This is a genomic window from Olleya sp. 1-3, assembly GCF_002836085.1.
Lineage (GTDB): Bacteria > Bacteroidota > Bacteroidia > Flavobacteriales > Flavobacteriaceae > Olleya > Olleya namhaensis.
This window is the reverse complement of sequence record NZ_PJBW01000011.1, coordinates 42,981-55,633: the sequence shown is the minus strand read 5'-3', so window position 1 is coordinate 55,633 and position 12,653 is coordinate 42,981. Positions and strand designations below refer to the sequence as shown.

At 32.5% G+C, this 12,653-nt stretch carries 9 protein-coding genes; all 9 read right to left on the bottom strand.

Annotated features, from left to right (window positions below; translation table 11 throughout):
- Positions 1-82: 82 nt before the first annotated feature.
- The 9 genes from CXF54_RS11730 to CXF54_RS11690 all read right to left on the bottom strand — a co-directional run bounded on the left by CXF54_RS11730 (position 83) and on the right by CXF54_RS11690 (position 12,631).
- Positions 83-847 (bottom strand): SDR family NAD(P)-dependent oxidoreductase, encoded by a 765-nt coding sequence (locus CXF54_RS11730; RefSeq protein ID WP_090841884.1) that lies wholly within the window; start codon positions 845-847, stop codon positions 83-85.
- Between the two features lie 64 nt (positions 848-911).
- Entirely contained in the window at positions 912-2,213 is a 1,302-nt protein-coding gene (locus CXF54_RS11725; RefSeq protein WP_090841882.1) for an MFS transporter, read from the bottom strand.
- Positions 2,214-2,355: 142 nt separating this feature from the next.
- Complete coding sequence (locus tag CXF54_RS11720; protein WP_101203681.1) at positions 2,356-3,057, bottom strand: FadR/GntR family transcriptional regulator; 702 nt, start codon at positions 3,055-3,057, stop codon at positions 2,356-2,358.
- Between the two features lie 147 nt (positions 3,058-3,204).
- Positions 3,205-4,110 (bottom strand): polysaccharide lyase family 7 protein, encoded by a 906-nt coding sequence (locus tag CXF54_RS11715; protein WP_101203680.1) that lies wholly within the window; start codon positions 4,108-4,110, stop codon positions 3,205-3,207.
- Positions 4,111-4,142: 32 nt separating this feature from the next.
- Positions 4,143-5,015 carry a PKD domain-containing protein gene (locus tag CXF54_RS11710; protein WP_101203679.1) on the bottom strand — a complete coding sequence of 291 codons (873 nt, stop codon included), beginning with the start codon at positions 5,013-5,015 and terminating at the stop codon, positions 4,143-4,145.
- Between the two features lie 18 nt (positions 5,016-5,033).
- Positions 5,034-6,461 (bottom strand): RagB/SusD family nutrient uptake outer membrane protein, encoded by a 1,428-nt coding sequence (locus CXF54_RS11705; protein WP_101203678.1) that lies wholly within the window; start codon positions 6,459-6,461, stop codon positions 5,034-5,036.
- 17 nt (positions 6,462-6,478) lie between these two features.
- Positions 6,479-9,541 (bottom strand): SusC/RagA family TonB-linked outer membrane protein, encoded by a 3,063-nt coding sequence (locus CXF54_RS11700; protein ID WP_101203677.1) that lies wholly within the window; start codon positions 9,539-9,541, stop codon positions 6,479-6,481.
- A gap of 378 nt (positions 9,542-9,919) precedes the next feature.
- A complete protein-coding gene (locus CXF54_RS11695; RefSeq protein ID WP_090841869.1) occupies positions 9,920-10,291 on the bottom strand; it encodes a cupin domain-containing protein in 372 nt (123 codons plus the stop codon).
- Between the two features lie 60 nt (positions 10,292-10,351).
- The gene (locus CXF54_RS11690) at positions 10,352-12,631 is read right to left on the bottom strand and encodes an alginate lyase family protein (RefSeq protein WP_101203676.1); all 2,280 of its coding nucleotides are present in this window, start codon (positions 12,629-12,631) and stop codon (positions 10,352-10,354) included.
- Positions 12,632-12,653: the final 22 nt, after the last annotated feature.

The window sequence follows — 12,653 nt, the reverse complement described above, 5'->3', positions numbered from 1 at the left end:
AACATTAGTTAGTTAAATCTATTATCTCATTACTTGTAATAATGAACTAAGTCTGATTTATTTCTAACTAAGATACTTAAAATTAAATTCCTAAAGCTTGACCACCACCAATTTGGATCGTTTCAGCTGTAATGAAAGACGCATCCTTACTTGCTAAGAATGAGATTACTCCAGCAACATCTTCTGGCTGACCTAATCTACCTAACATAATATTGTTTGCCCAAGAAGCAAAAACCTCTGGCTTAGTTGCTTTAATCTGTGCATGGAAAGGTGTATCAATAGTCCCTGGAGACACTGCATTAACTCTAATACCATATTCAGCTAAATCTTTAGCTAAAGCTCTAGTAATTGCGTGTACACCTGCTTTAGACGTACCGTAAATACCTGCACCTGGTCCACCTGCAGTCCATCCTGCATTAGATGTATAGTTAATTATTGAAGGGTGCTCTCCTTTTTTAAGGAAAGGGATAGCTGCTCTTGAAGCAAAAAATACTGAATCTAAGTTTAAAGCCATTACATTTCTGTAAAACTCAGTTGTCATTTCTTCAAATCTAGATCGACCACCTAATCCACCTGCATTATTTACAAGCACATCAATTCTACCATATTTTTCACCAATCTTAACGATGTTAGCTGTTACTTGCTCTTCGCTAGTTACATCAAAACCGTAATATTCTGCAGTGATCCCATCAGCTTTTAATTGCGCTAATTTTTCAGCTCCAGCTTTATCATCAATACCGTTTAAAACTACAGTATATCCATCTTTTCCTAATCTTTTTGCTACTTCAAAACCGATTCCTCCTGTGGCACCTGTTACTATAGCTACTTTTCCGTTTGTATTACTCATTTTTATATGTGTTTAATTTTAATTTATTCTTGTTTTAATATTGAACTAGATTAACTATTCTTATTTAATTTCTAGGTTTTAATGGTTCGATTTTAGGACATAATACCCAAACCGATAATAACGCAATTATTGCTAATGCTCCTCCTATTAAAAATGCAGGTGTATAATTACCTCCTGTAGTAATAAACGTCACTAAAAGAGTTAATCCTGCTGCACCAAGCTTAGCTGCCATACCTGCAAAACCAGATAGCGTACCAACTATTTTTCCTCCAAAAAGATCACTAGGTAGTGTCTGTATGTTACCAATAGCAATTTGGAAACCAAAAAGCAATACTGCCATAATAATAACTGCTGTTGTTGCTGATCCAGGTGCTTTTAATAAAAAGAAACAAGGAATCATAATTAAACACCCTAAAGTAATAACCATTTTTCTTGTCTTATCTACTGACCAACCAGCCGTAAGTCTATTTTGTGCAATAAGCCCTCCTGCCCATGCACCAATCATAGCTCCAACATAAGGTAACCATGCAGAAAATGCAATCTCTTTAACATTTAAACCAAATACTTCAGACAAGTAGATTGGTATCCAAACTATAAATAACCACCAAATAGGATCTAATGCTGCAGAAGCAATAATAACTCCCCAACTTTCTTTATGTTTTAATAACTCAGTTGTAGTAGGTACATATCCGTCATCATAATTACCATCTTCATCAATATCTTGATTTTTTTGTCCAGAAAGAATATACTTTCTTTCATCATCCGATAACCAAGGATGTGTTTTTGGTCCTGATTTCACAATATATAACCAAGGTAATAACCATAATAATCCTAGCGCTCCCACAACTATAAAAATAGCTTTCCACTCTAAATAAGCAGATAGTAATCCAATAACTGGATACGCTACTATACCTCCAATTGCTGCTCCAGAATTAAAAACACCTTGTGCAAGTGCTCTTTCTTTTGTTGGAAACCACTCTGCATTAGCTTTAGCAGCTCCAGGCCAATTACCTGCCTCTGCTAAACCTAATATTGATCTGAAAATTGAAAAACTTAACATTCCCTGAGCAAAGGCATGCAACATCGTTGCAATAGACCACACACCAATAGAAAGTGCAAAACCCATTCTTGTACCAATCCAATCAAATATTTTTCCAAAAAGCGCTTGACCACCAGCATACGATAGTATAAAAACTGTAGATATGGTTCCAAAAATAACTTTATGTCCATCTTTATCCATCTCTGGAAATAAGTCATTTGCAATGTCAGGCCATAGTGCTCCAAAAGCTTGTCTATCTATGTAATTAACAACTGCAGCCAAAGCCACAAGTCCTACTACCCACCATCTTAATCCTTTTGTTTTCATATCCTTTTTTTAAAAATTTTAAAATAGAAATTCTAAGCCTATAGATAGTAAAACACTAACTATAAGTCTAATAGACTATTTTTCTAAAATTTTGATTTATTGTAATTTAAGTCCTTATATCTTAAATTATTATTTGTTTTTTCTATAAATTATAACAGTATTTGTATAATTCGTTAAAATGGTTTTTCATTGCTTTTTTAGCTTCAACCGGATCTTGTTTTTTTATAGCCTCAAAAATTAATTGATGCTCTGTAATTGCACTTGCTGATAACCCTTTATGACAAACATGATATTTTTCAAAATTTGTTATAATTTCTGGCGTAATAATTAGCATGAACGTATTCATAGAACTATTACCACTTGCTCTTGCTATTGCCAGATGAAATAATAAATCTTCTTGAACAGCATCCTCTTTGTTTTTTACTTTATTACTATAAGCATCTAAAGCTTCTTTCAATTTTATTAAATCTTCTTCTGTACGTCTTAAAGCAGCTAATTTTACTGTTTTAAGTTCTAAAAGAATTCTGGTTTCTACTAACGATTTAAATTCAGGATCTTCTAATCTTAAAATATCTTCGATCATTCCATTTAATGCAATAACCCCAATATTTGCGACAAACGTCCCACTTTGAGGAATAGACTTTAATAACCCATAAAATTCTAATTTTTGAATTGCTTCCCTTACACTACTTCTAGAAACTTCAAATTTTTCTGACAGTACACGTTCCGCTGGTAATTTATCCCCTGGCTCAAGATTCTTAACATTTATTAAATCTCTTATCTTGGCAATAATCTGCTTCTGTATACTAAAATTTTCGTTTTTTGTAAGGACCTCTAACTTCATATAAATTATATATTTTAAGTATCATTTATCATTGGTAAATTTACTAAAAACTTAACAATATTCTTTTAATAATTATTAAGCTAAACTTCAAGGTCTATTAAAGACCTCTAAAGCTTAACTTAATTAAAAAGACTAATCAAAATATTATTAATGTTTTACTTCTAGATCGTAATATCGAACCTTAGCAAACGCACCTTCATCTCTGGTTTGTAAATAGTTTCCTGCTTTAAAATAGTTTTCAAAAATGCCCCACTTTTTCATATGGATATTATCATATACTTTAAACTCATTTTTATTTAAAACAACAACCATTTTACCATCCGAAACTTCTACTTCTAATGTAAATTTCCTAAAACCAACTTCCTGTTCAAAATTAAAACCTTCATCATCTCCCCATGCGTCTTCATGTAACATTTGTTCTGGCGTAGCATTTAGATTTTTAAGCACCTTAGTTTTAACTCTAATTTTACCTTTATCCCAATAAATTTTAAGCATTGGAGGTGCATTATTATCTTTTTCACCTACTAAATCTCGCTGTTCATTGGTTAATCTACCATGAATTTGCATGATTATGACACGGTGATATTTACCTTTACTATCTTTTGATATATCATCAATAGCTAATTTTCCTTTCATGTAACCACCTTCTTTAAATGTCCAATTAACATTATTCTCCCCAGACACCATTTGTTCTCTAAGCTCTGATCTAGAATATTTTGTATTGGCAGTAGTTGCTTTACTAGGAAAAGCATAAAAAACGATAGCTCCTCTTGTAGAATCATTATACATATAAGGCTTTAAAGCTTCATTAGTGGCATAATCCATTATCTCTGGAGGAGAAACCTCTTGAGGTTTTTTTCCATCACCCGCAGGTGTCGTTACTTTCCAGTGTGTTAAATCTATTTCCGGAAGTTTAAACTTCTTCTTTTTTTTCTTCTTCTTTTTAGTTTTAGTTTCTGCATTATCTTCTGTAACAACCTTACTAGATTGACAGTTAGCATTTAAAACTGAAACAAACACAAACAAGACAATTAATTTAAGTTTTATACGCATATGTTTCAGTCTTTAAATGTTTTATTAAATTATTAGTTTGCCATGATAGCAAAATTATCAATTCTAGCTTCTTCTCCTTGATTTGTTACAAGAATTGAAATTGTAGAATTTGCTCCTGAATTAAACATAACATTCGCAGCAACATAGTCATTAGAACTTGTTTGATCTGAACCTTCGAAATCTTCAATAGTTGCAGCTAATGCAGTTGTTAAATCTGTATGACCACCTCCTGCTAAAACTGAAACAGTTATAGAACCAGGGTTATTAGTCTTTAAAGTATAAAAATACGTTAAAGTGTAATCTGAGTTAGGTGATACTGTTAATTCTTGGTAAGCAATACGATCACCTGCTGAAGGAAACTTAGCTGCTTGAGAACCTTCGTGAACAGGGCTTGAAGTAATCTGAATAACACCTCCTAAATCACTATTTCTCCAACAATCACGTCCGTCTGCAGCAGTACCACAAGCGTCACTTCCATCTTCGAAACCTTGTTCTCCGATAGTAGGTACTATAGCTAAAGGCACTTCTGGTTCAACTACTTCAATTGTTTCTGTAAATGTACTTGAAACTCCTAAATCATCTGAAGCAGTTAAAGTAACAGTATACATACCTTCTGCTGGATAAACTGTTGTTGGTTCAAACTCTGTTGATGTTGTTCCGTTTCCTAAATCCCAACTATATGTTGTTGAGCTAGCAGATAAATTTCCGAAAGAATAATTCATCCATTCATCTCCATTTGTACCTTCTCCTTGCGAATAAGAAAAACTAGCTGTAGGAGGTGTAGCATCTGCAATAGAGTTAGCACCTATAGGCTCAAATTTTTCAAATTCGTCACATGATTGGATTGACGCAGCCATTACTATAGAGGTTGCAATCCAAATTATTTTTTTTACTTGTTTTTTCATCTTACAATATTTTTAAAATTAATAACCAGGATTTTGCCCTAAAGCACCTTGACTTAAGTTTATTTCTCTTTGTGGGATTGGTAATAACAAATCTGAAACACTAAAATTATAACCGTTATTATCTGAAAAAGTAGAAAGTACATCTTGAGCTACATTAAAACGAACTAAATCGAAAAAACGTTGATTTTCAAAAGCTAACTCTACACGTCTTTCATCTAGTAATTCTTGTTTAGTAATTGTACCATCCGCATCACCAACTAATCCTGCACGCAATCTTACTTCTTCAAAAGAATCTAAAGCTGCTTGTGCTGATGTTGATTGCTGTCCTGCCATAATAGCCTCAACATGCATAAGTAAAACATCTGCATACCTAAGTACTATTAAATCATTACCTGCTAACGTTGGATTACTTGAAGTCGCTGCAATACCTAATGTATCATCTCCATTTGGTATAAATTTAGCTACCTGAAATTGAGATAATAATAAAGGATCTTGTCTATAAGAATATAATGTTCTGTCTCCTCCTAGAGCATCTAATGCATCTCTAACTTCTTGAGTTGTATAATTAACACCTGCTGTTCTTCCTACTGCATTTAACCATTCTGCAGAAAAGTTTTGACTATCTGCTGAAGAATCACCTACATAGTCTATAGCGAAAATAATCTCGTTATTTAATTCAGAATAAAACACATCTTTAAAATTTGGTTCTAAAACAAACCCTTCACCCATTACAGACTCACATAATGTTTGTGCTAAACCATAATTAGTACCTGTTGTTAAATACACTTTAGCTAATAAAGCTTGCGCTGCAGCTTTAGACGCTCTAGTTTTATACGTATTATCTAAACCAGCAACTGCTGTTGTTAAGTCATCAATAATTACATCGTAAATTAAATCAGAATCTACTCTTGTAAATTGGATTGCTGTATCAGCAATACCAATTACACTTGTTACTAAAGGCACATCTCCAAATGAACGTACTAAATTAAAGTAAGCATATGCTCTAACAAATTTAGCTTCTGCTTCAAATCTAGAAGCAGCACTACCAGCTACACTTAAGTTTTCTAAAACAACATTAGCTCTATAAATAGTTTGATAATTACTTCTATAATAATCATCTACAATACCATTTGTTGCTTCTACAGTAAAGCTTTCAAATTGAGCAGACTCTCCTTCTCCTCCTACATTCTTTGATCTTGTATTATCGCTTAACATTTCTTGAACGTAAAAATCAACCTGCGCACCGTGATTGTCATTTGTTGATGTAGAGTTTACTCCTTGCATAGCATCATACAATGCTATTGCTGCCAGTTCTAAATCAGCTTCAGACTCAAAAAATGTTTCTGCATTTGATACAGATGTTGGTTCTGGTGATAAAAAATCTTCACAAGAAGAGGCTAATAAAACGACCAATAAAACCGTCGATATTTTTATATATTTTTTCATTTTATCTTTTTTTAAAATTAAAATTCTAGGTTTAATCCAACAGAAATTGTTCTTTGAATAGGAGAACCTCCTCTTTGATAACCGTAAGTAGTAGCCGACGTATTATCTACAGACTCTGGGTTAAAACCTGTATAATCACTTGCTGTTACATACAATAAGTTTTGCCCTGTAGCATAAACTCTTGCTTTAGAAAATAATGTTTTATCTAATAATTTATCAGTAAAATCATACCCAATACTTACAGTTCTTAAAGCTACGTATGAAGCGTCTTGAATAATATCATCAGTAAATATTTTCTGCTTTATAAATTGTTGGTTTGGTGTTGAAGAAATAAAATCTTGAGAAGAATTAAAATGGTTAAATAAATATTGATCTCCCATATTTCTCACCTCTGCACCATGACTACCTTGAAACATAAAGCTTAAATCCACATCTCCAAATTGGAAATCGTTTGTAAAACTCCATACAATATCCGGGTAAGGATCTCCTAATTTAGTTTTATCATCATCATCAATTACACCATCACCATTTAAATCTTTTACATAAACATCTTGTGCTTCCCCTCCGATTGGATGGTATGGATTAGCGATATACTCTAATGGAATATCAGACTCAACTACCCAACCGTAAAATGAAGATATTGGCTGACCAACTTGATTTATCCATTCTGCAGCTCTTTTAGAATCTACATTTAAAATTTGACCATTAGAATCTGCAAAGTCAATTAACTCATTTTTATTTCTAGAAGCCAACATTGTTGATGTCCATTTAAAATCCTGAGTATTAACATTCTTAGTTCTAAGTTCTAATTCAATACCTCTGTTTTCCACTTTACCAATATTTACTAAAGCTTCACTAAATCCAGTTGTGTTAGATATAGGGTTAGATAATAATAATTGATCACTTGTACGCTTGTACACATCTACAGAACCTGTAATTCTATTATTAAAAAGACCAAAATCAATACCTGGATTTATTTCGACAGAACGTTCCCATTTTAAATCAGGGTTAGCAATATTAATTGCACTTATAGCCGAATCTCCTGCATAACTAAAATTAGACGCTAAAGATAATGATGGGTAATAGTTAATTAATGCATTGTTATCTAACACAGAGTTAGAAGCTATTCTTAGTGCATTGTTACCTGTAACACCATAACTTACTCTAAATTTAAGATTATTAACTACTTCGCTTTCAGACAAAAAGTCTTCTTTAGAAATATTCCAACCTAAAGATGCTGCTGGAAATGTTCCATATTTATTGTCTTCTCCAAAAACAGAACTTCCATCACGTCTTAAACTGATTGATGCTAAATACTTATCATCATATGCGTAGTTTACTCTTAAAAAATAAGAAAACAAAGCTTGCTTATATTCAAATTGGTTACCAGCTCCAACAGTTGTAGTACCACCTAAAGTACCTTCTAACTCAGAGTTGTAACCTGTTAATCTAGTTGCTTTATACTCTCCTTTTTGTAATTCTGAAGACGCCCCTAATACTGCAGAAACATCATGATTACCAAATCCTTTATTATATGATAAGAAATTATCAGAAACTAATCTAGATACGTTAAGTACTTCTTCATCATATTGAACTGCAGACTCACCATTACGACTAGCTAAAGGACCTTGATTTCTTTCTCTAACTGTATTTTGGTAATCTCCTCCAATTGTACTTTTAAATGATAAATTATCATTAAAGTCATATTTACCATATAAACTAGCTCTTAATTTAAGCTTGTACTCGTTTCTTTGACGCTCTAAAACTTTTGCAGCTGGATTTGTATTAGACGTATTACTAATATCTACTAATGTACTACCGTCTCCATATAAATCATAATTATCAAAATGACGTTGTGTTGCGTAATCACCAACTTGAACATCAGGATAAGTCCCTCTGTCTACAAATCTAATTGTGTTTTCATCATGATAAACAGGTAACCAAGAGGTCTGTCTTAAAATATCATGAGTTGATCCATCAAAACGTCTTTTATCATTAAAAGAAGGGTTAAGATTAATCCCCATAGAAAGCTTATCTGTTAACTTAGTATCTAATCTTAATTTGTAACTATAGTTTTTAACTTCATCAGTTAATAATACACCTTCATCATGAATATACCCTAAAGATGTACTAAATTTAGTTTTATCATCTCCACCTCTAGCACTAAATGAGTGTGTAGTAATAACTCCACCATCAAAAATAATATTTTGCCAGTCGTTATCAATACCTATTAACTGCTTGTATTTTGTTCTATCAGACAATGTTCCAGTTGCAGCTAATTCTGCAGCAGCAGTTTCTGCTACTGAAAAATAGTAATCTTCACTTTGTCTTGCTTCTTTAAAACCTGTTAACGTATTATATGTGAATTTTGTTTTTCCTGATTTACCTTCTTTAGTTGTAATCATGATAACTCCATTACCTCCACGAGAACCATAAATAGCAGCAGAAGCTGCATCTTTAAGCACCTCAAAAGAAGCAACATCATTCATATTTAACGACCCTAAGTAATCATTATCAACAACAAGACCATCAACAACAATTAATGGATCAGAACTACCAGATACAGAACCTGTACCTCTAATTCTAATCGTAGGAGCAGAACCCGCTTCCCCTTGTGTTGCTGCGATATTTACACCAGAAACTTGTCCTACTAAAGCATCATCTACTCTAGAAACAGCAATCTGATCTAAATCTTCGTTTGTCACTTTAGATATAGAACCTGTTAAATGACTTTTCTTTTGTGTTCCATACCCCACAATCACTACTTCTTCCAAAGTATTAGCATCTACACCTAGAGCTACATTAACGGTTGTTTGAGCACCAACAATAACGGTCTTTGCAGTATATCCAATATATGAGAATTGTATAACATCTCCTTTTTTGGCTTGTATTTGATAGTTACCATCAAAATCTGTACTTGCCCCAGTACTAGTTCCTACAATAATAACATTTACATTAGGTAATGGCATGCTGTACTCTGCATCAACCACTGCTCCTTTTATTGTTACACTGTCTTGCGCAAAAGCAGCAATACACATGAAGAGCATTGCAAATAGTGCCGATTTAGCTTTTAAATTCATAATTAATTTTTAAGTTATTAGTTAATTAATTTGTTTTACTAAAAACACAATTATTAGGCAAGTATCAATATGTTTGTTACTTTTGTAATGTTATGTTTTTAACATAATTACTTCCCGTCGAAGAAGTATTTTTATTAAAAGGGTAGGCTTTAAAACCTATCCTTTTTTTGTGGTTAAACACCTGATAGGAATTGGTTTACCAATCTGGTTTACCAAATATATGTAAAATTTTGTTAATTACAACGTTTTCGTAATTTTTAAATGTTAAAATAGAGGATATTGGTGTTAAAATAGCAAACATTAGTGCGTTGTATTGCTGATTTACTAGTATTTAGTAACATCTAGACTAGAAAACAATAAAACAACTAAATGCTTTATTTATTTATCTGCAAAATAAGATGGCCCAACGCCAGTTAAAAAGTCTTCTCTTACAGGACTAAATGTATCTATTAACTGTCCTTCTTCTAAACAAACCGCACTATGTAGTAAATTAGGCTCAATATAAACACCATCTCCGGCTTCTACTATTTGCTTTACACCATCAATTTCAAATTCAAATTTACCTGACACGCAATAAGTAGCTTGCGTATGAAAATGTTGATGTGGCGCTCCTAAAGCTCCTTTATCAAATTTAACACTCACCATCATTATTTGATTATCGTAACCTAAAAATTTTCTTGATACTCCTCCACCAAGCACTTCCCATTCCATGTCTTTTGTTACTATGTACTTTTCGCTAAATCTTTTCATAATATTTATATTTAATTTTTTTGAGCACTTCAACTGTACTCAGTCTGACATTTATTTTATTTATTCAAAATAATAAGAACCTGACCACTCATAATTCTTATCATTAATTTTTACATTATGTTTTACTTTTTTAGAATCTTCTTCATTTGAAGTTATAAACAGTTTTACATTGCCTTTTATAGTCGTAATCTGCACTGCCGTATAATCTGCAGAATCTAAAACCACTTTTAATTCTTTTATGTTACTGTTTGAATTTATTGCAGATTCTGTAACTGGACTATAACTTCCGTGCGCTTCAATAGTAGATACAAAAATTGTGTTTTTAGAATCTTTACGTCTCAACATTAATGCTGCCTCTCTTCTTAAATTAAATTCTGGATCGTTTGCTCCAATTCTAGTAAAAAGCAATTGATCTTTATCATTAGTTACAGATGTTAAAGTGTAAAACTCACCTTTATTTAACCATGATAATTTACTATTATCGCTAGATGCTTTTGCAGTCCCTTCTACAAATAGATGTTGATATCCGTTTTTATCCCCTAAAGTAGTTAACACCTTAGGTACGCTATACTTAAAATTTGTTTGCACTACTTGTCCTAAAAAGTAATATGGAAAATCATACTTATTAGCTTTATCCGAAGTCACCTTCATAATATCTAACACATATGGTTTTTCAAAATCTTCGTCTTTAATAATTGCCATAGTACGCAGCATTTCCGTCCCTGGATAAGCATTAACTTCTTTAGCACTTGCAACTTGCACATTTTGATTTTCTGAAGAAAAATAGTTTAACACCGAGTGATGCTTACTACCTATTTCATATTTGGCATTAAAATGAGATGTTTCATTTTGTGTTACCGTATTGTGTGCAATAGTTTGTTTTGCCCAAGTCTTGTTTTCCTTTAGGTAATTACCACCTCCTTTTTGTTCGATATTAACAAAACGCGCTAAACCATAATCTTGAATAACTTCTTCTCCTTTTTCGTATAAAGAATACGACAACTTATCATAATGCCCGTGACTTGACCCTTGAGCAGCATACTTAAATACCAACTCTACATCGTCGTTTCTCAAAATAGCAACACCTCCTTGTGTTCCTTTTGGTCCATCAGACAGGTTAATAGATTTTTTATTGAAAGGTTCCGATTTACCATTCTTAATACCTAATGCAACTGCCAACCCTGAATCGTCTAATAATACACGATCTTGTTTAGCCGCTATTGATAATAATCCTGCATCTTGAGTTCCAAAATGATACGAAATATCAACTGCTGTAACTAAAGCACTTGTATAATAAGACATTCCCTTTTGACCATCATTAAGTGGGAAAAAATCTCCATCTGCATCAGACAAATTCAATAATGCATTTATAGATTTAAGTAAAACCCCTTCTTTATATTCAAATATTTTCAATTCTGGTTTAACGTTATGCAAACCTTCAGCAAAAATTAAAAAAGGATACATCGCGTAGCGCTGGTAATATGGCCCTTCATTATAATAACCGTCTGGAGAAAAAGGCTCCTCGATATTTGCTAAGAATCCTGCTTTACCATCTTTATTTAAAAAACCACCATCATCATCTTTTTCTTTTGTATCTAATTTTAAATCTTTAATACCGTACAAAGCGCGGTCTATCAACTCTTCATCACCCATAACTAAACCAATCATTCCAACCGCAGCATTACCCCAAGTACTATGATTGTGTACTCTTTGATAAAACTGAGGACTATCTATTGAAATATGATCTGCAAATGGTTTGAATAAATTAGTTTCTAATTTGATACGTTCGTCTTCAGACAAATAATTGTAAACACAGTCATAAGCCTGACTCACATACACTAACCAATTAGAATCATTTAAACATTGCCAGAATAGTTTACCTCTAGCGTAAGATCTTGTTTTAGGGTGTAATGGTAATGTTTTGTACAACGCCTCATATTGCATCAACATGTCTTTTACATATTTAGCATATTTTTCGTCGTCTAAAATTTGGTATAACACTCCAGCCTTTTGCATAACTATCATATTACGCTTATGACGTACATGCGTATATCCACCAGAATAATCTACAGGTATTGGCGTATCAATTCCTAGTGCAATTTCAGCATCTATTTCTTCTTTAACAGCTTCTAAAGTCGCATCAAAAATTGGAATATTACCCAATTGCGCTCTAATATCTTTAACACCTTGCGCTGTTAAAATAAGCTTAGGATGTGCTTGATCTGTTTGTGTCGTAGCATTATTTTTGGATACAGTATTAGTTTCTTTTTTACATGAATACATCGTAAAAACAAGTGCAACTGTAGCAAACTTTAAAATAATATTTTGTGTTAACTTCATAATTAGTTATTAGTAATAATTC

Coding starts and splice junctions, on each gene's coding strand:
- CXF54_RS11700 (WP_101203677.1), bottom strand. CDS start 9,541: ATGAATTTAAAAGCTAAATCGGCACTATTTGCAATGCTCTTCATGTGT.
- CXF54_RS11690 (WP_101203676.1), bottom strand. CDS start 12,631: ATGAAGTTAACACAAAATATTATTTTAAAGTTTGCTACAGTTGCACTT.
- CXF54_RS11730 (WP_090841884.1), bottom strand. CDS start 847: ATGAGTAATACAAACGGAAAAGTAGCTATAGTAACAGGTGCCACAGGA.
- CXF54_RS11715 (WP_101203680.1), bottom strand. CDS start 4,110: ATGCGTATAAAACTTAAATTAATTGTCTTGTTTGTGTTTGTTTCAGTT.
- CXF54_RS11710 (WP_101203679.1), bottom strand. CDS start 5,015: ATGAAAAAACAAGTAAAAAAAATAATTTGGATTGCAACCTCTATAGTA.
- CXF54_RS11705 (WP_101203678.1), bottom strand. CDS start 6,461: ATGAAAAAATATATAAAAATATCGACGGTTTTATTGGTCGTTTTATTA.
- CXF54_RS11720 (WP_101203681.1), bottom strand. CDS start 3,057: ATGAAGTTAGAGGTCCTTACAAAAAACGAAAATTTTAGTATACAGAAG.
- CXF54_RS11725 (WP_090841882.1), bottom strand. CDS start 2,213: ATGAAAACAAAAGGATTAAGATGGTGGGTAGTAGGACTTGTGGCTTTG.
- CXF54_RS11695 (WP_090841869.1), bottom strand. CDS start 10,291: ATGAAAAGATTTAGCGAAAAGTACATAGTAACAAAAGACATGGAATGG.